Annotated in this window: 18 protein-coding genes and 2 pseudogenes; 13 read left to right on the plus strand and 7 right to left on the minus strand. The window is 35.1% G+C overall.

Annotated elements, in window-relative coordinates; all coding sequences use genetic code 11:
- The 8 genes and pseudogenes from ACFFIX_RS26415 to ACFFIX_RS26450 all read left to right on the plus strand — a co-directional run.
- Positions 1 to 845, plus strand: an 845-nt coding sequence (locus ACFFIX_RS26415) for a reverse transcriptase domain-containing protein (protein WP_378939456.1), incomplete at its 5' end; no start/stop codon positions are given.
- A 371-nt stretch (positions 846 to 1216) separates the two neighbouring features.
- Complete coding sequence (locus tag ACFFIX_RS26420; RefSeq protein ID WP_378939458.1) at positions 1217 to 1450, plus strand: hypothetical protein; 234 nt, start codon at positions 1217 to 1219, stop codon at positions 1448 to 1450.
- 91 nt (positions 1451 to 1541) lie between these two features.
- Positions 1542 to 1871 (plus strand): annotated as a pseudogene (locus ACFFIX_RS26425) (FAD-dependent oxidoreductase); the annotation flags it as partial.
- A 363-nt stretch (positions 1872 to 2234) separates the two neighbouring features.
- Complete coding sequence (locus tag ACFFIX_RS26430) at positions 2235 to 2945, plus strand: GntR family transcriptional regulator (RefSeq protein ID WP_378939460.1); 711 nt, start codon at positions 2235 to 2237, stop codon at positions 2943 to 2945.
- Positions 2946 to 3009: 64 nt separating this feature from the next.
- The gene (argH, locus tag ACFFIX_RS26435) at positions 3010 to 4482 is read left to right on the plus strand and encodes an argininosuccinate lyase (protein ID WP_378939462.1); all 1473 of its coding nucleotides are present in this window, start codon (positions 3010 to 3012) and stop codon (positions 4480 to 4482) included.
- 102 nt (positions 4483 to 4584) lie between these two features.
- Positions 4585 to 5640 carry a TAXI family TRAP transporter solute-binding subunit gene (locus ACFFIX_RS26440; protein WP_378939464.1) on the plus strand — a complete coding sequence of 352 codons (1056 nt, stop codon included), beginning with the start codon at positions 4585 to 4587 and terminating at the stop codon, positions 5638 to 5640.
- A gap of 281 nt (positions 5641 to 5921) precedes the next feature.
- Positions 5922 to 7874, plus strand: a complete 1953-nt coding sequence (locus ACFFIX_RS26445) for a TRAP transporter permease (protein ID WP_378939466.1) — start codon at positions 5922 to 5924, stop codon at positions 7872 to 7874.
- A 4-nt stretch (positions 7875 to 7878) separates the two neighbouring features.
- Positions 7879 to 8961, plus strand: a complete 1083-nt coding sequence (locus ACFFIX_RS26450) for an NAD/NADP octopine/nopaline dehydrogenase family protein (RefSeq protein WP_378939468.1) — start codon at positions 7879 to 7881, stop codon at positions 8959 to 8961.
- Between the two features lie 565 nt (positions 8962 to 9526).
- Here the strand turns inward: ACFFIX_RS26450 and ACFFIX_RS26455 are convergent.
- Both ACFFIX_RS26455 and ACFFIX_RS26460 read right to left on the minus strand, forming a co-directional pair.
- Positions 9527 to 11074 carry a sulfatase family protein gene (locus tag ACFFIX_RS26455; protein ID WP_378939470.1) on the minus strand — a complete coding sequence of 516 codons (1548 nt, stop codon included), beginning with the start codon at positions 11072 to 11074 and terminating at the stop codon, positions 9527 to 9529.
- A gap of 27 nt (positions 11075 to 11101) precedes the next feature.
- Positions 11102 to 12850: a solute:sodium symporter family transporter gene (locus tag ACFFIX_RS26460; protein ID WP_378939472.1), complete on the minus strand. Its 1749-nt coding sequence runs from the start codon at positions 12848 to 12850 to the stop codon at positions 11102 to 11104.
- 240 nt (positions 12851 to 13090) lie between these two features.
- Here ACFFIX_RS26460 and ACFFIX_RS26465 point away from each other — a divergent pair, with 240 nt between their 5' ends.
- Complete coding sequence (locus tag ACFFIX_RS26465) at positions 13091 to 13963, plus strand: AraC family transcriptional regulator (protein WP_378939474.1); 873 nt, start codon at positions 13091 to 13093, stop codon at positions 13961 to 13963.
- 278 nt (positions 13964 to 14241) lie between these two features.
- Here the strand turns inward: ACFFIX_RS26465 and ACFFIX_RS26470 are convergent, their stop codons facing one another.
- A complete protein-coding gene (locus tag ACFFIX_RS26470; protein ID WP_378939475.1) occupies positions 14242 to 15204 on the minus strand; it encodes a formylglycine-generating enzyme family protein in 963 nt (320 codons plus the stop codon).
- Positions 15205 to 15358: 154 nt separating this feature from the next.
- Positions 15359 to 15517: pseudogene (locus ACFFIX_RS27990) on the minus strand (IS4 family transposase); the annotation flags it as partial.
- A 7-nt stretch (positions 15518 to 15524) separates the two neighbouring features.
- Between ACFFIX_RS27990 and ACFFIX_RS27995 the strand changes: the two are divergent.
- Entirely contained in the window at positions 15525 to 15614 is a 90-nt protein-coding gene (locus ACFFIX_RS27995) for a hypothetical protein (protein WP_446686118.1), read from the plus strand.
- Between the two features lie 67 nt (positions 15615 to 15681).
- Here the strand turns inward: ACFFIX_RS27995 and ACFFIX_RS26475 are convergent, their stop codons facing one another.
- Positions 15682 to 16224 (minus strand): chromate transporter, encoded by a 543-nt coding sequence (locus ACFFIX_RS26475; protein WP_378939477.1) that lies wholly within the window; start codon positions 16222 to 16224, stop codon positions 15682 to 15684.
- A gap of 68 nt (positions 16225 to 16292) precedes the next feature.
- Positions 16293 to 16910 carry a chromate transporter gene (locus ACFFIX_RS26480; RefSeq protein ID WP_378939478.1) on the minus strand — a complete coding sequence of 206 codons (618 nt, stop codon included), beginning with the start codon at positions 16908 to 16910 and terminating at the stop codon, positions 16293 to 16295.
- A gap of 221 nt (positions 16911 to 17131) precedes the next feature.
- On the opposite strand from ACFFIX_RS26480, the gene ACFFIX_RS26485 reads away from it, so the two are divergent.
- Positions 17132 to 18010, plus strand: a complete 879-nt coding sequence (locus ACFFIX_RS26485; RefSeq protein ID WP_378939480.1) for a LysR substrate-binding domain-containing protein — start codon at positions 17132 to 17134, stop codon at positions 18008 to 18010.
- Positions 18011 to 18446: 436 nt separating this feature from the next.
- The gene (locus ACFFIX_RS26490; protein WP_378939482.1) at positions 18447 to 18638 is read left to right on the plus strand and encodes a hypothetical protein; all 192 of its coding nucleotides are present in this window, start codon (positions 18447 to 18449) and stop codon (positions 18636 to 18638) included.
- Between the two features lie 410 nt (positions 18639 to 19048).
- Here ACFFIX_RS26490 and ACFFIX_RS26495 read toward each other — a convergent pair whose 3' ends face one another.
- Complete coding sequence (locus ACFFIX_RS26495; RefSeq protein WP_378939484.1) at positions 19049 to 19489, minus strand: DUF2690 domain-containing protein; 441 nt, start codon at positions 19487 to 19489, stop codon at positions 19049 to 19051.
- Positions 19490 to 19813: 324 nt separating this feature from the next.
- Between ACFFIX_RS26495 and ACFFIX_RS26500 the strand changes: the two genes are divergently transcribed.
- On the plus strand, positions 19814 to 19920 hold a 107-nt coding region (locus ACFFIX_RS26500), incomplete at its 3' end, for an NAD(P)-binding protein (protein WP_378939486.1).

Below are 19920 nucleotides of genomic sequence, written 5' to 3' on the forward strand. Positions count from 1 at the left end.
ATACAGTCCACCACGATAAACTCATGCGAATCATATCCAACACAATAGATGATGGAGATCTCATTTCGCTAATAAGAAAGTACTTAGTCAGTGGGGTTATGGTGAATGGGAAATATGAAGATACACCAGTTGGTACTCCGCAAGGAGGCAACCTCAGCCCCCTGTTAAGTAATATTATGTTGAACGAACTCGATAAGGAACTAGAAAGTAGAGGACTCCAATTCGTGAGATATGCTGATGACGCCCTTATCTTTGTGAAGAGTGAGAAAGCAGCGAACAGAGTGATGGAATCAATCGTGAGATTTATAGAAAAGAAATTAGGATTAATAGTAAATGTCGAAAAGAGTAAAGTCTCTCGCCCAAAACAGTTAAAATTCTTAGGATTTGGGTATTATTATGATTCTAAAAACAAGAGATATCAAGTGAGACCTCACCCAATCTCAGTTCAGAAATTTCAAAGGAAGCTTCGACAATTGACCAAGCGAAACTGGAGTGTTCCGTTAGACTACCGAATATTGAAACTGAAACAAGTCATAGTCGGATGGGTAAACTACTTCAGAATCGCAAATATGAAAGAAGCGACGAAACGAATAGATAAGAAGCTACGCTCAAGAATTAGGGTAATCATCTGGAAGCAATGGAAGGTACCGAAGAAACAAATCAAATCGCTAATTCAACTAGGGATTCCGGAGGAAGAAGCGAAAGGATTAACCTACTGCCGAAAAGGTTACCGATATATAGGATTATCGAAAGTTGTTCAAAGAGCAATCTCAAACAAAAGACTAAAGCAGAGGGGAATACCTTCTGCTTTAGAACATTATCTAAAAGTACACACTGTAATATAAATTGAAACGCCGTATACGCGATCCGTACGTACGGTGTTGTGAGAGGGGCGAAAATAAACTAGTTTATTTTCCCTCTACTCGATTCTATAAGCGTGATTATGTTAACTAGATTTGTATAACATCTACACCCTTCCTCTATGTAGAAGAAAGGTATAGATTAAGAACCTTATTTATCCTAGAGGAAGCCAAACAAAAAAGGCGTACCTCCTCTACTAGGGGTAATACCTAGTCATGGCTTCCATTTGTTTACTTTAGGATTTTGTTGTAACAGAACTCTCTAGCCTAATAACGAAAAAAGTCAATCCGAAAGGGCTCACTAAATTTCCTGCATTAAACTGATTTACACGTACAGGTGCTGTAGGAGTAGAAATATGGTAGCTTTCAATAGTTTAACTGATGAAGAAAGTGCTTTAATTCCAGTAAGCCCAAAGGATTCAATTGTAAAAAAAGTACCTGTTAATGATGATATAAAAGCATCAATTGATATAAATTATGACAAAGACCAAGTTTATTCTGTTACTTTTAATAACACTGAGACTGATACTAATGGAAACCTTGAAGAGGTTCTGCAAATGTTGCAGACATCTGATGACAATAAGGCTTAATTTGTGGAAGAGAGTAACCTAATGTTTGGTATAAAGAGCTGGAGGAGGTTATTCTGCTAAGCCAGGATCGGATCCATATACAGGTGTTTTCAATCAGGAAAGCCTATATGAGCAACGTAACATTGTATTGTCCATAATACCGGATGCGGAGAATTACCTGGTAGACTTCACGTATCATGGGGTTGAGGCCCACTGTGTAGACGATATTTCAATATTAGGACTTATTCCTGAGGTTGAAGGATATCTAATAGCAGCAGGATTTAGTGGACATGGATTTACCCTTTCACCAGGGATTGGTCAAGTTATTTCTGATATTGTTCAGCAAAAACCTAATTCTATCTCAATTGATCAATTTTCCATTACAAGATTATTTGATACTAAAAGTTTAGAGAATGATAAAATACGTCATGTACCAGGATAAGTAAATTATTTCCTGTATTTTAGAAAAAAGCCTTGCAAACTTTTACTTTGCAAGGCTTTTTTCCTTGATTCGACCTTTTGATTAAAATTGAAATTAAGAGATTCTGATACTTGTATTAAAAAAAATAGGTAAATAATCAAAATAATTAAAATTTTTATTGATTTCAGAAAAATCATAATTTATAATATCAATATGTACAGACATATGAACATACGTACATACAAAAAAATTATGGAGGTATTTAGATATAAGACTAATTAGTCACTTCTATTTATTCAAAAAATAATAACAGCGAGTTTAGGTATGTTAAAAAGAAAATAAACGGAGAGCTAGAAAACAAAATTTGAATAAAGAGGAATTAAGATGAAGGCGTTAATTAACGAAGAAAGTGGAATCCCACTATATTACCAAATAAAGGAGTTTATAAGAGAGAAAATTGATAATGGTGATTGGAAAAGTGGCGATAAGATACCGAATGAGGTAGATTTAGCAAAGAATTTTATGGTCAGTAGATCAACGATGCGACAAGCTATTCTGGAATTGGTTAATGAAGGTATTTTAACAAGGAAAAAAGGGGTTGGTACCTTTGTTTCTAAGCCCAAATTTGAGGGAAACTTTATTAACTTCTCTTATCCAGAAGAACTAGGAACAAAACATACTCCAATTAGTATAAAGGCTATAGAAGGTACATCTGGTAAATTTAAAGTGCTTAATTTAAAAGATCATGAAAATGTATATGAAATCATTCGTTTAAGGTTTTTTAATGAAGAGCCCGCTGCAATAGAAAAATCTTATGTTCCTGTAAGACTTGTTCCTGACTTACTTGAAAATAATCTTGATGGAAAACTCAATGACCTTATAACAAAGAAGTATGGGATTAAAATGACAAGATATAAAAACTATATTGAGCCTGTACTATTGGATTCTTACGAGGCTAAGGTATTAGAAGTTGAGCAAAATCAACCGGCTCTAAAAATAACAAAGCTATTAATGACACCGCAGGGAACCCCTGTTATGTTAAGTACCAGTATTTTTAGAGGAGACAGATGCAAGTTGCTATTTAGTTCAGAATGAGTTGTCTATCTCTTCTGAAATTAAATTATTTCTTACGTAACTAACAAAAGGAGTGATTTTTGTCATGAGAGAGCGATTAAAGGTAGATCTTTCAGAAGAAGTTATTAATTATCTTATTTTGCCAGCCCTAGAGGCTGAGCAGAAGAGATCCTTTACTAATATTATGGATATTAATAAGGGGCATTTATTAATGTTAATTTCTAAAGGAATCGTAACTCGAGAAGATGGGCAAAAAATTATGGATGCCCTAGAAGAAATTAGTCTAAAGGGTGCTTCTAACCTAGAGCTGGACCCTAAATTAGAGGAGCTATATTTCAATATCGAAGCTGCTTTAATTAAAATAGTCGGAGTTGAAGTTGGTGGACAACTTCATACCGGAAGAAGCAGAAATGATCTATATGCAACCCTTGCAAGAATGAACAGCCGGGACAGTCTCCTGATTATAAGTGAGCAACTAGTTAGACTTAGGGAAGAAATTCTAAAAATAGCTGAAAACTCACTCTATGCAGTTATGTCTGGCTATACGCATATGCAACCAGCAGAGCCAGTTACACTTTCTCACTATTTATCAGCAATACTTTCAGCATTAGAAAGAGATAATAAACGATTAGAACAATCCTTCAACCAGATCAACATTTCCCCATTAGGTGCCGGTGCGATGGCATCAACATCTTTTCAAATTGACCGTCAAGAGACCTCTCATCTTCTAGGATTTAATAACGCAATGGATAATTCAATTGATAGTATAGCTTCAAGAGACTATGTATTGGAAGCGCTATCATTTATGAATATATTAATGAATAACTTGAGCCGATTCAGCCATGATTTATACATATGGTCAACAGATGAATTTGGCATTGTAGAAGTCGGTGACTCAGTAGCAGCCTGCAGCAGCATCATGCCTCAAAAGAAAAACCCAATTACATTAGAACATATCAAGGCAAAATCAGGACATGTCATTGGGGCCTTAGTTTCAGCAACAAGTTGTTTAAAGAATACCTCTTATGGTCATAGCAGGGATGCAACTGAGAGTTTTAAATATCTCTGGGATGCATTTTCTGAGGTAGAAGCTAGTCTTCACCTTATGACGGCAACAGTAAAGACGTTGAAGTTTAAGGAAGAAAAAATGTTTTTACGTACATTAGAAAACTTTTCAACTGTTACTGAGCTTGCTAATACAATTGTTCGTGAGGCAAATATCTCATTTAGAGAAGCCCATCAGATAGTAGGATACCTAGTAAGAGAAATGATAGATAAAAAAATCCCAGTTTCTAAGATAAATTCTGAGATTGTTAAAGATATTTCAAAATTAGTGATAGGCAGACAAATTATTTTGACAAAAGAAGGCATTCAAAAGGCTTTAGACCCAATACAAAATGTTGAATTAAAAAATACCAGTGGTGGCCCTGCACCCCGGGAAGTTAAAAAGCAGTTAAAGAAATTAAATGAATCATTAAAACTAGATAAAGAGTGGTTAAATGAGCAACAAGGTATTATTAATCATAAAAAGCAGCAATTGTCAAAAGTTCAAGCGTGAAATTAGACCATGGAAAAGGAGGAGTGCTGGAATTAATAGATTTACAGGTTAACAGGTTAACAGGAAAATGACTTAACAATGGTTGATAGGGGGAGAAATTTAATGAAAAGCACATTGTCAATGCTATTTATTATAGTGGCTATTTTAGCTCTTGCACTTGTAGGATGTTCTTCTCAGAGTGGCACATCTGAAAGCAGTGATAGCGAATCAAACACAAGCAATAACAATAGCAATACAAGCGAAGAAGAAAAGGTAGAAGAACATAAACTTCTCCTAGGTACCTCTAGCCAAGGTGGTACTTACTATGTATGGGGAGGCGGCTGGGCCGATATTATCGGGAAGAATGTCCCTGGAACCGATGTTGCAGTAGAAGTTACAGGAGGTCCAACTGCAAATATTCAATTAATTGAAAGTGGAGATATGGATTTAGGCTTTGTGACAGCGTGGCTTGGTGGTGAAGCCTATAATGGTGAAGGATGGACAGATCAAAAGCATACAAAGATTCGTTCAATTTTCCCGATGTATGCAAGTGTTATGCATATGTATAGCTTAAAAGATAATGGCATTACAAGTATTAGTGACCTCAATGGTAATAATATTAGTACAGGGGGTCCAGGAAGTACTAGTGCTGAAGGAGGAAATGGACTTTTGGAGGTATTAGGAATAAAGCCGGCTAGGGTTAGTGCAATTCCAACTAATACTGCGGTTGACGGATTACGTGATGGAACAATTGACGCTGGTTTTGCGGTCACAGGATTACCAGGACCTTTCATGCTTGATCTTGAAACTACACAAGAGGTTCAACATATTGGTTTAACTGAAGAAGAAATGAAAAAGGCACTAGAAAAGTACCCTTATTGGTCTGAGGCGATTATTCCGAATGGTACTTATAAGCACCAAGAAGAAGATATTTTATTGCCAGGCTTTTGGAACATAGCAATTGGTTCATCTGAATTGCCAGAGGATTTAGTATATAACCTTGTAAAAACAACATTTGAAAAACATGAAGACCTATTAGCCGTTGATCCAAGTGCAAAAGAAACATTAGTTGAAAACGTTAAATATAGTACTATTCCGTATCATCCAGGAGCAATTAAATATTACAAGGAAGTAGGAATTGAAATTCCTGATCACCTTATGCCTCCTGAAGCACAATAGGTAGATACTCTTTATAAAAAGAAGTTATAAGGATTTTTAAATTTTAAAAGGGATACTTCTAGGCAACTAAAATTGCCTAGAAATCCTCATTTTAATTATATCTAATCTTCTGCTTTTAAACAAATAATACGTATTTTCAAGTTATGGAGGTGAAATTTAAATCAAAAAAAACCTCCAAATTCTACGACAACATCAACAAAGAAAGTTTTTATTAGCAAATGCAATTAGGATTAATAGCTTAGAAGTAATTTTGAACGAATTTGTTAACTGGGAGGTTCGCCATGTCTGAAAATAAAATAGCTGATTTGGAGATTCAAGAGAATTCCGGCTCAAAGAAAGTACTTGGTGGAATACAACTAAAATTATTTACTTTAGTAGCTGTATTTATGTCTGTATTTCATTTATATGTATTAGGCTTTTATCCAATCACACCATGGATTTTATACACAGTCCACTTAGGATTAGGGGCTATTTTGGTTTTAATGATTTACCCAATGAGGAAGTCAGCGCATAAAAGTTCATTAACTACCATTATTGATTATATATTAATATTGCTAGTTTTATTTGCGGGGTCATACCTCATTATTGAGATGGATGAATTAGTTTATAGAATAGGTGTTGCGCCAACACCTTTGGACTTAGTTGTTAGCATCATTTTAATTGTTACGGTTTTAGAAATTACCAGAAGAACGACAGGATTAATTCTGCCAATACTTGCTTTAATTTTTATCCTGTATGCACATTATGGAAAGTATATTCCAGGTGATCTAGGACACCGGGGATATGACTGGGATCGTATATTAAGTTATTTAAACAGTATGGATGCAATCTTTAGTGTGCCAATCGGTGCATCCGCCACCTTTGTATTCTTATTTATACTATTTGGATCTTTTTTAGGAATGACGGGTGGAAGTAAGTTTTTTATAGACTTTGCTATTGGTGTAACTGGTGGGAAAAGGGGAGGACCAGCAAAGGCGGCGGTTGTCTCTAGTGCTTTATTTGGCTCGGTATCTGGAAACTCAGTGGCAAATGTAGTTTCAACAGGTGTTTTTACTATCCCGTTGATGAAGAAAATAGGCTATCCTTCTCGTTATGCAGGGGCGGTGGAAGCGGTAGCGTCAACTGGCGGCCAAATTATGCCTCCTATATTAGGATCAGCCGCTTTTATTATGGCCCAATTGCTGGGAACTTCATATATTAATATTGTTTATGCCTCCATTGTTCCTGCTTTATTATACTTTTTTACAGTCATAATTATGATAGATTTACAGGCGGCCAAATTAGGCTTAAAAGGGTTACCTAAAAATGAACTCCCTAACATAAAGAATGTCTTGATAAAAGAAGGTCATTTATTTATTCCGTTGTTAGTATTAATTTTTACAATGACCGTTTTAAACACAAGCCCAATTAGAGCGGCAATTTGGGCAATTGCATCAACAATTATTGTATCTTTTGTTAAGAAACATACAAGGATGACCTTTTCAAAACTTATTAGATGTTTAGTTGACGGTGCCCAATCTGCTCTTGGAATGATTGCGGCATGTGCAACTGCTGGGCTTGTTATTGGGGTTTTAAATTTAACAGGTGCTGGGCTAAAATTTGCTTCATTGATTCTGTCATTAGCTGGAGATAATTTAGCAATGGCCTTAGTAATGACGATGTGTGCAACGATTATATTAGGAATGGGACTTCCTACAACCGCTGCCTACTTAATAACAGCCGCAGTTGTTGCCCCAGCATTAATTCAGATGGGTGTATCTCCTTTAGCGGCCCACATGTTTGTATTCTATTTTGCTTGTTTGTCAGCATTTACACCTCCTGTGGCACTGGCAGCATTTGCAGCTGCAGGTATAGCTGATGCGAAACCAATGCAAGTTGCACTTACATCTATGAAAATTGGAATTGTAGCATTTATCATTCCTTTTGTATTCGTCTATGGACCAGCTATTTTATTACAAGGTACACCTACTCAAATTATTGTTTCTACATTAACTGCATTAATTGGGGCATTTGTATTAGCATGCGGTGTAGAAGGATGGTTTATAGGTAAACGCGCGAATGTTATAGTCAGAATTTTCTTAATATCTGCCGCGTTAACACTAATTATTCCTGGGATAATAACGGATGCAATAGGTTTGGGATTAATAGTAGGTGGAGTGTTAATTCAATTATTCTTTAAACCAAGAAACCTAGAGCAAAAGGTATCAAAAAATATAAACGAAATAGAGGGATGAAAAAATGAAATTTACTATTATTGGAGCTGGAAATGGCGGCCAAAGCATGGCTGCACATCTTACCCTTTTAAATCATGAGGTTGTATTATACGATATCCAAACTGAATTAATTGCTAAAATAAAAGAAAATGGCGGCATTAAGGCCGAAGGTGTCCTTGACGGATTTGCTTCTGTAACTGCAACAACTGATTTGGAGTTTGCTATGAGTAACTCCGAGATAATAATGGTGACAACTACTGGAACGGCACATAAGAGTGTTGCTCGTTCTATTGCACCGTATCTTAAAGACAATCAGATTATCATGATATTCCCAGGCTATTGGGGAGCTCTTGAGTTTAGAAATATATTTAACGAAGTCGGAATGAATAAAAAAGTTTATGTTGCTGAAACGGAATCCCTTATTTATACTTGCCGCTATATTGAACCAGGGCATGTTCGTATCAGAAAGATAAAGGATAATTTAGAGTTTGCCACTCTCCCAGCAACTGACGCTTCAATCGTAAAGGAAAGACTAAAAGGAGTTTATCCGCAATTAGTTGCTACGGACAGTGTACTAACTACTACCTTAAACAACTTGAATCCTCAATTTCATGTACCTATATTGTTATTAAATACTGGCAGAATAGAATCAGAGGGAGATTTCTTCTTTTACCCAGATGGTGCAACCCCGTCTGTTGTAAATGTAATTGAGGCAATTGAAAATGAACGATTAGAAATCGGTAAAAAATTAAATATAAATCTATCTACTTGTCCAGAACTTCTTAACAGATTCTATGATGTGGATGAAGATAATATATACGATGCCATTCAAAACAATCCAGCTTATAAGACTGGTAAAGCACCGGCAACGATAAATTATCGGTATATTTATGAAGATATTCCTTATGGGTTACATCCATTTGTAAAGCTAGGTGAAAAATTAGGTGTAGAAACTCCTGCATCCAATTTACTTATTGATTTGGCATCCTTAATTAGAAAAGAGGATTTACGAGCAAATGCCTTACAATTAACTGATTTAGGTTTAAACAATAAAACACCAGAAGAAATTGTTGAATATCTGAAAGGTAATACAAAAACATACAATTAAATTACTGAATACCTTTATTAACGCGATCTTCAGCAAACGGGCGCAATTCTTGTACAAGGAATTGTGTCTTTTTAGTTATCATCGTGAGCTACCTATGTATCTGTTTATTAGGTATTGAATACTAGACAGATATAGCGGCATAAAGGAGGTTTGTAAGTTGTCCATACCAAGAATATTACATTACCCAGGCAGTAAGTATCTTGAACCTTTTTTCGGTGCAGTCCTATAGAAGTTCTTATGATCAATCCTATTACTACAGAACTTGGATTTAAGCAGCAGTCGTTATATATATGTAGTCGTTATTTCTAACGACTACATATATATAATTTACTTTTAAAAAGAAAAATCAAATTTATCAAGGTTTTTCAAGTGTTTGGTAATTATTAGTTAAGGGATAAAAGAAATGTAAAATGCCGCAAACACTTAAATTAAGGCTTACGGCATTCATCTTGTTTCTTATATATGATTAATTTATTTGTAGCGCGGAAGGAGTGAAAAAAACGGTAGAAAGAGAAATTCTACCGATGGTTTATTGTTATTTGATCAACCTATTTTTATAGAGAAATCACGCGTGCCATACCCTTGGCATCGGTAATGGTTCCTTTCCTAGTTCGGCCCAAATGTATTTAAGCAATAAAGTGGACTTTAGATCAGAATAAGTGGGATCGTTCCATAAGTTCTTTAACTCTAAAGAGTCATTTTGAAGGTCAAAAAGTTCCCCATACGATTGATTATAGTAAACAGTTATTTTATAACGTTCATCAACATAGGTCTTTTGATGAATGGTTGTGGCCTCATGACGGAATTCACAAATAACATGATCTCTTGCCTGATCTTGTTCACCAAGCCATACTAGTTTCTGATCAACACCTGTCATAGTACTTGGAACAGGTATATTGCAGAAGGAAAGAAATGTTGGGGCAAGGTCAACCAGCGATTGCATTGCAGGTCTTACACATCCTCCAGGTACTTTGTTTGGATAACGAACAATGAATGGGAGTTTGATTAAATCTTCATAATGAAAACCCCCTTTAGCTTGCAATCCATGCTGCCCAAAAAAATGGCCATGGTCAGTTGTAAAGACGACAATAGTGTTTTCTGTAAGCCCTAATTGATCCAGCTTGTCTAGAATCTTACCAATATATTTGTCCATCATACTTATCATTCCGTAGTAAGTTGACACTATTTTCTTCTTGTCATAATCGGTTAGCTTGGATTTTGAGCCATATTCATAGTATTGATGGGATCGATATCCATGTATTCCATAACCACTTTCTTCAAGATAGGTAAAGTCAGGGTTTTCTTCCTGTGTTTTAGAGAAATGTGGTGGATTTTGATCATGTTCTCCTGTTACCATTGTAGGAACAGTCAATTTATCTGGATCATACATTGTATCCCAAGGTTCTGGTACTAAGTATTCAGGATGTGGATCAAAGAAACTTGCCCATAAGAAGAAGTTATCTTCATTATGTTTGTAATCTTCAAGTAAAGAGTTCGTTCTTTCAGCAATCCAATTATTGTAATGATATTTCTCTGGTAATGGCCATTTATAGGTGATACTTGGGTCCATATTTCCAGTTGGAGCAAGGAAGTAATCCCGCCAATTTTCGAGGCCATTTTCTTCCATCCAAAGAGCATAATGTTGTCCTACATGCGCTTCATTTGTATGGTTACGGGCAAGTTCAACATGATCAAAACCATAGAATGGTCCGTTAAAATCTCTCCAAAAGTCTAAGTTTTGAAGGGTTGGATAGGCTTCAAGGGAAGGGTAATCCTCTGTTGATTTTAAAGGCTGAAAATGTGCCTTACCAATAAGTGATGTTTTGTAACCTGCTTGTTGAAAGTCTTCTCCAACACAATGTCTATCCTCGAGTAATTTCGTTCCAAGTGTCCATGCTCCGTGTTGACTTGGATGCATGCCAGTAATGATCGATGCACGACTTGGTGTACACGTAGGGTTAGAACAATAAGCTCTGTTAAAAGTTGTTCCTTCATGTACTAACCGATCTAAGTTCGGTGTACTAATTTCATTATTAAATGCACCTATTGTATCCCAGTGTTGTTGATCACTAGTAATAAGTAATATATTTGGACTTTTAGTCGTTGTTGTCATCGCTTACACTCCTTGCTAAATTAAAAATTACGCTACTTTATCTATAAATTTAAAATAATTTTCATTCCAACGATTGATTGAATGCCAACTTAAGATAGCTGTTATTACAATTTCTATTATTAATACAGGGAAAAATAGTGGAGAGACGATTCCGTTAGAGTAAGCTAACCCTATTGGTGAAAACACGATGTAGGTAACAATGACAAGTGAAATCAACCAAATTGAAGTGAAAATAGAATATTTCCAAGGAATCATTTCAACTTTGTGATTCTTTTCAAAGACATAAGCTTGCTTAATAGGTTTAAACCTACTAATGATAAGCATCATGAAAAGTTCGATAAAGAATAAAATCCCATATACATAGATGAAATTAATATTAAGTTTGATACCAAATAGATGGTCTGTTCCCCATACAAGCAAATAATACAATGATACATGAAAAATAATAACGACTTTCGCTGCCAAAGCAGGAACTTTTTTAAATATCAATCCCACTAATACAATGGCTATTATTGGGATATTGAAGAAGCCACCAAATTTTTTAATTAAATCCCAAATACCATTCGGAGCATTTAATAACAATGGTGTTATAAATAAAGCGATTACACTAATAACAGCACCAAATATTTTACTAATGAAAACCATTTGAGAATCTAATGCATGTTTGTTAATCTTTTCCTTATAAATATCCAGTGCAAATATGGTAGAAGCACTATTTAACAAAGAATTATAAGTACTGAAAACAGCACCAAGTAGGACAGCTAAGAAAAAACCAGATAAATAAGTAGGCAGTAAATTAGCAACAATTGAAGGGTAGGCCATATCTACATTCTCAAGGCTTTCTCCATATAAATGGAAAGCAATTGTCCCAGGAATCATCATAAATAAAGGAATAGCTAATTTGAAAAAGCCTGCAAAAAGCACTCCTTTTTGTCCTTCTTTTAAATTCTTAGCTCCTAACGATCTTTGAATAATATATTGATTGGTTCCAAAATAAAAGAGATTTGCAAAAATCAAACCAGTAAAGATGGCCCCGAATGGAACAGAATCTGTTGATGAACCAATTGCATTTAATTTTTCAGGATTATTTATTGTAATATGTTTCATTCCATCAATGAAATTACCTTCTCCTAACGCGATAAAACCTAAAATGGGAACAAGAATCCCAACAATAAGTAATCCTATTCCATAAATCGTATCTGATATTGCTACAGCTTTGGCTCCACCTAATACTGCTAGTAAAGAACCAATAATTCCAATAATCCAAACAATAATCCAAACTGATGTAGTATGGGAGATATTGAACAATTCTGGAACATTAAATATTTTTAAGACAGCTAATGAGCCAGAATACAATGTTGATGGAATAAATACAAAAATGTAGCTTAGAAGAAATAAAACAGCCGTCATTTGTTGGACACCACTGTCATAGCGCTTACTTAAAAATTCTGGTAAAGTTGTAAAGGCTCCTCCTAAATACTTCGGCAATAAGAATAAAGCCATTATTACAATGGCAACAGGAGCTGTAACTTCCCAGGCCATGTTTGATAAATTAGAGCGGTATGCTTGTCCATTTAGACCAATTAGATGTTCTGCTGATAAGTTAGTTAATAATACAGAACCTGCGATAAAAGTTCCTGTTAAACCTCTACCTGCAAGAAAATAGCCTTCTGTACTACTTGACTCTCCCCTTGCCATATAGTAAGTAGAAATGGAAATAATAACCATTATGATCACGCAGGATCCTAAAGTGAAAAATAGATTTGAATAATCCAAAATAAACACCCCTTAAAATGAAACCGCTTAATATTTTTGTGAAGCGATTTCATATTGTTAATACATTGTTTGGCCAAACGTTGTATTACTTATAAATTTACATGATTTTTTTTATAATTAAATGTCATTTTGTAAGAGTTTCGTTTATCAGTTTGTTGGTTTTTAAATCATTTGATAAAATATCATCAAAATTAGACCTTTTAAAACTACACTAAATTTTAGATAAGGATGTAAAAATAAATGAGGGAATATGGACATGAATTTGCAGAGCATTGGTTTTATACACCTACCTTGATTGAAAGATCGGGGGGGCTAAATATAATTCGAGCAGGACAAAATCTAGCAAAGAAAAACTATCACATTGGTCCACGCTTCATATCGTATTTCAGTATACATTGTATTTTGAGTGGGAGTGGTACATATATAAACGAAGGAAAACAACATTCAATTAAATCAGGTGATGTCTTTTTCTTGTTTGCTAATCATACTCATTCTTATTATACATCTCAACAAGAACTTTTAGAGATGTTTTGGATTGCTTTTGATGGTAGACAAGCACGACCGATGTTAAGTAAGTTAGGTATAACTGAAGAGAGTACATGTGTCCATGAAATTCTAACGACTAAGATTAGAAAGACCACCGAAGACCTTATCATTTTATTTAAAGAATATGATGAAAATAAACAATTTAAGAAAATAAGCTTGATATATGAATTATTTGACAATCTCTATGAAGAAATAAGTAAGAAAAACATACCGAAGCCCAAGAAAAAAAATGATTGGATTCAAAATGGAATCGATTATATAGAGATGTATTATAGCGAAGGAATCACTGTAGCAGATATAGCTGAATATGTAGGAATTAATCGAACTCATTTTTCTAATATGTTTACTAAAAGAGTTGGTACAAGTCCATACAGCTATCTACAGAGAAAAATAATGAATAGAGCTGTAGAATTATTATCAACCACTCAAAATAGTATTACAGAAATTGCTTTATCCCTCTGCTTCTCTGATGTCTATTCTTTTTCACGTTCATTTAAGAACTATTATGGAATGTCTCCAACAGACTTTCGGGATACGAATAAGGAAACGAATATTGACATTAAATGAGAAAAGGTGGTTAAATTTTAGATTGAGAACAGTATTTAAAACAGATCAGCTATTATGTTGGACCTAAAGGAGCACCAAGAGAGACTGGGCATTGGAGTATTTAGATTAAAATTCACGAAAGGTTCAGAAATGGTTTTAATAACGGAGATAATATTAATGTATGGAGAACCGAAGAAAAATGAACCGGTTCTCCTTTTAGTTTAGAAGTAATAATTAAATTATCTAAATGTTTTAATATTAAAAAATGGTTGTATTAACTGCATCTTTATTGTATATATTTATGTGTTAAGAGCGCATCGAAAGCCCATGTTTCCCGTTGAACTGTCAGGAGTGTTACTGCTTCTTGCTGCTACTCGATAACGGTTACAATAGGAATAATGGCATAAGTAGGAGCCGCCACGAATGACCTTTGCTTGTCCCGTTGCAGATCCTTTGGGATTCGTTCTTCCTCCTCTATTATGTAAGCTTCTTGAAAACCAATCTGAGCACCATTCCCATACATTTCCTACCATATTATACAATCCGTATCCATTTGGTTTATAGGATGAGATAGGGGCTGTTCCTAAATATCCGTCTTCTTTTGTATTATTAGTTGGAAACGTTCCTTGCCAAATATTGCACTGAAACTCTCCGTTAGGAGTTAATTCATTTCCCCAAGGGTAAATTTTCTGTTCAAGACCTCCTCTAGCAGCAAACTCCCATTCTGTTTCAGTCAATAGTCTTTTTCCAGCCCATTTACAATAGGCAATAGCATCATTCCAAGAAACGTGAACAACTGGATGATCCATACGACTGACAATGGTAGAGCCTGGACCTTCGGGTCGTTTCCAGTAAGCACCTTCTACAACGTACCACCAAGGGGCTTGTGAAGGAATATTTCTTACTTTAGATTTTATTTTCTCTGAGACTAATGAATGAAAGATAAATGACCAACCAAATTTTTCAGCTTCTGTTATATATTTTGTTTCTTCAACAAAAGTTTGAAAAGATTGATTCGAAACAGAAGTTGGATCAATGTAAAATGGGTTGATTTTTATATTCCGAATTGGTCCCTCACCATCTTCAAAAATTCTTTTTTTATAATCCGTCCCCATCAAAAATTCTCCACCAGGAATGTAAATCATATCCTTTATTATATCTTCTTTACTCGAAGGTTTTGTTGGAAAAGAATCATGATCAGATGAGTTAGTCGAGTTATTTCTACTAACGCTGCAACAACTTCTTTTATTACTATCTGGCACTTTTAACACCTCTCAATATTTATTACTGAACTAAGAAATGCTTAAATTTTTGTAAAAAGATTCAAATGAAAACATCTTAATTTAAATTAAAACACGTGCAAGGATCTTTATCAAAGTTTGTTTTCAATCTTATATATTCAAAAATATTACTTACTCAACTTTCGCAGCACAAACTAGGCAGGTAAGCCCTGATATAACTAGGTAGACCTGCAATCCATTGTTGTAGTAGACTTTTTATTGGTTTTTTAAATTTGTTATTGGTTTTTTTAAGCGCACCTTCAAGAAGCTCGATTAGCTGCTGAAGAGCGACAGCTGATCAATTGAATCAAGCTGTACAGGCGCTATCTATTCTTTGTAAAGATACTCTTAGAGGAGTAAAAAGAAAAGACAAATTGATAATTATTGGATAATCCCTAATCGTATATCGTTTTCGATATAAAAAGATAAACTTATAAGCTATCCAATCTTTTTACATCTTTATGAATAGAGAACAACCCCTACTAATCCAGAAAGCAAAATGACATAGACGGGATGCCAGCGTAATTTCAATAAGGCTACTAGTGATAATCCAAAGACAAGCAATAAGCTTAATGTATGCCATGAAACATTCATACTAATCACGTTATTTGAAAGTGCAAACTTTAATGCTGCATATATAATTAAACTAGTGACAATGGGCCTTAATCCATAAAACATCGATTTAACAATTGGATAATGATTTAACTTTTGAAAAGAGGTTGCTACAATAAGAACCAGCATGATAGAGGGAAGCAAGATTCCCAGGGCAGATATGATTGCACCTGTTACTCCAGCTGTCGAATATCCAACAAGAATGGCACTATTGGTGGCGATTGGACCAGGGGACATTCCGGCAATGGCGATAACATCGGTAAATTGTTGCGTCACCATCCATCCGTGTTGGGAGACTTCAGTTTCTATTACGGGAATCATGGCATACCCCCCGCCAAACGATACGAAGCCGATGATAAAGAACGTGCTAAACAACCCCCAGAGTACCATGAATATCACCTCGCTTTCTAAACTTTACTGTCTACATTTTAAGATATACCGTTCACTTTTCATGTATTCTATATTCCTGTGCCCATGTAGTATTCGATTTCGTTTTCGTCTTCCTTTTTTCCTTTCTGGTCCATCTTGATTTTGTAACCTAATTTCATTTTAAAAGAGATTGCAACAATCCCAGTTAAAGCACCCGCTAATATTGCAATGACAGGGTGAATGAAGAAAAGGATAGGAATCCCTACTACCATTATCCCGAATGTTGATTTGTCAACAATGGCTGTTTTTGCGATTTTGATTGCAGCATAAGCGATGATGGCTACTATGGAAGCTCTAATCGATATGAAAGCGGCTTCTATTTTTGGATTATCCTGAATGGAAAAATATAAAATGCCTAGGGTTAGAACAATTAAAAAAGTAGGTAATGAAACGCCAATCATAGCTGCAATGGCTCCCTTTATTCCGCCTATTCGATGTCCGATAAATGTTGCAGAATTTATGGCAACTGCTCCTGGCACTGATTGGGATAATGCAAACACATCGGTGACGTCTTCACTATTTAACCATTGTCTCTTATCTACAACTTCTTTTTCTATTAAAGGGATCATAGCGAATCCCCCTCCGAATGTGACAGGACTGATTTTAAAAAAGGTCCAAAAAATTTGAAACAATTTTTTCCCCTTCATTTCGTTCCCCTCTTTCTTTTTATTAACAAAATGTATAATTCAATTATTATATAATCCATTGAACCTTAGGTTATCATCATTGCTCTTGTATATTAAGATATCAGGAGAAGTAGAAAAGGTAAATTGCAATAAATGCATAGGGTATAACAGATGGTTATTCCCTACTATTTCTATGGTAATATCATACATAAACATATTTTAATTGCTTGGAGGTTGTTTCCTTGAATATAGAAAACCTGAAAATGTTTTGTTTAGTAGTGGATGAAGAGAATATAAGCCAGGCAGCGAGATTAAGCTTCGTATCTCAGCCTGCCGTAACTAGACAGATTCATCAATTGGAGAATTTTTACGGAACATTGTTATTCGATCGAGCAGAGGGTAAATTGAAAGTAACGGAAACAGGTAGGATGCTATATCCCTATGCAAAGTCCATTACCAATGACTTTCACCGATCTAAAGAAGCCATTCAGCAGGCAACAGGCGAGTACAATGCTATCCTTAGAGTAGGTGCATCCTTGACAATAGGTGAGTATTTATTGCCAAGTTTGCTAGGGCGTTTCAAAAAACAAACTCCAAAAATAAAAGTAACTTTAACCATTAAAAATACACCAAGTATTTTGGAGGATTTATCAAATGATGTTATAGATTTGGCATTGGTTGAAGGGATTGTTGAAGACAACCATTTTGTTGTAGAGAAATTTGCTGACGACGAATTGGTTCTCGTATATCCGTCTGACCACCCGTGGAGGGACAGAATAGAAATCAATATTGAAGAATTGGCAAATGAACGAATGATTTGGCGCGAATCAATCTCAGGTACACGACTGATCGTAGAAAACACGTTAAGAGAGTATGGGGTGTTAGATAAAATCGAAAGCTATATGGAGATTGGTAGTACGCAAGCAATTAAAAGCGCTGTAGAGGCGGGACTTGGGGTCAGTATTCTACCAAGGCTGACTGTGGCCAGAGAATTGGAGCAAGGTTTTTTACAGGAAATGAAAATGACAGGAATAGATATAAAAAGAAATTTATGGTTGGTGAAAAAACCTCAAAGATTTAACAGGGTTGGTGTATCTAGATTTGTTGAATTTATCAAATAATGAATGAGAGAAGTTACCGTTTATATAGGGGTACAGCTATATTGCCATCAAGCTAAAATGTATTTGCATCATCATAACGAAAAAAGGGCTATAGTTACTCTAGGGTAAGTACAATTTAGCAATAAAAGAAGTTTTGTATTCTTCAACAAACGGGCCATATTGTTGAAGAGGGCATTGTAAATATTTTCTTCGTTTTAAATGATTTTATTGTTCTATCAGAGACTAGTTTGAGATAAACCGTGGTGAACGGTGTCATAAGTAAATGAGGTTATAAACTGGACTATATTGCAAGACTAGGAATTCGGGTAGTAGATGCTGGAATGTTAGCTTCTTTACTAAATGCAGCAATCGCAGGGATGTTTATTTAATCGTAAATGACATGATTAATACAATAATTGGTGGATAGGTTTGGTATCTGAAGGGAGTTAAATATTTCATGAAGTACATAAAATCGCAAATGAAACAGCTGATTAAAGACAATAAAGAATTGCAAAAGCGCTTAAAAGAGTTGATGGAAGAACACGACCTTGAGAAGAACTTTGCCCTTAAGGCTTTGTACCATTCAGAAGTTGCTGAAGGCGGAAAGTATCAGTTAGCATACCAAGCACTTGACTTGCCCAAAGGGTAGTTCATTTTTTATTAATCGCACTAAGTCTATCGGCGGAAAAATAACAACCTCACTTAGATTCATTACGGAGAACCATATCATAAATAAAGGCGAAATTTTTTTATAGTCAGGGTGTGTTGAAAAAGGTATAATTGCAGCTTTTGTTTCCACATACGAGTCACCAATAGTAAGTTAAATTTACAAAAAAGAAATTTATTCATTATCATGGTTATTTTTCTTCTTCAGCAATAAGGCGCAATTATGCAATAACACTTAGATTTAAACGGCATTAGTGTTATATTTTTAAGTGCAGTGAAGTGAAGTATTTTACATCAAAAATTAAACAACTTTATTTTAACCCCGTCCTTAATCAGAACGGGGATATGCGTGTTTGAGGTTTTAAATTTAAATAACTTTATTGTCACTTTACACTAATACCAAATAGTTACTGCTTTCTTGTAGGCGTCACTATTGGGGATCGCGTGTATTCCCTGAGCTTGTGCTTTGCGCGGGTCTAAATCATATACCATTGATGTATAACATGAGGGTTGCCCCTTGTTAACGACCCCATTTCCTCCTGAGCTATTACACGTATAGGCTTTGCCATCTGTGTTCCGAACGATTCTAGCGTCTGCTTCATGATTGTATATTGCCGGTCGGGTAATAGTAACTTTCGCCCAGGCAGTTTTACACTTAGTACTTAATTTCAATTCTACATACGAAACGGAATCAATCCATTTTTTATCCTTTGTTACAGCCGAGCTTGCACAACTATTGTAGTAAGGACTTTTTCCATCATACGAATGAGTTTCTGCAGATACCTTGCTGTTAAAGAAACTAGAGGAACCAAAAAAGAACAAAAAAGGCAACAAAAGTCAATGAAATACACGACACAATTCTTTTCATTTCAAAGCTTTCACCAAAAATCACCTCTTTCAAAGAATTTCAAATCCTCTGTTATACTACACAATTTGGAATTTATTATTAAGGGAATTTTAGCCAAAAATTACTTTGCGGTCTATAATTCGAACCCTGTCACTAAAGAACCATTTACATGAAAATTAACCTACAATAAAATAAATAGTAGTTACATTTAGAGGAAAATGTTAGAAAAAATTTCACAGGCCTAGTACATATAATGTAACTAAGGCATTCACCCAAATCGTTTGGTGAATGCCAAATTTTCTAATAAGGGAGTGAGATTGTTGAAAAAGAGACTCTGTATTATTGGTAGTGGCGTAGCCGGACTGCATCTAGCTTATGCTCTAAAGGACGACTTTGATATTACAGTCATTGAACGTCA

Origin of the sequence: Metabacillus herbersteinensis (genome assembly GCF_042433335.1) — a bacterium.
In the GTDB taxonomy this organism is placed as follows: domain Bacteria; phylum Bacillota; class Bacilli; order Bacillales; family Bacillaceae; genus Metabacillus; species Metabacillus herbersteinensis.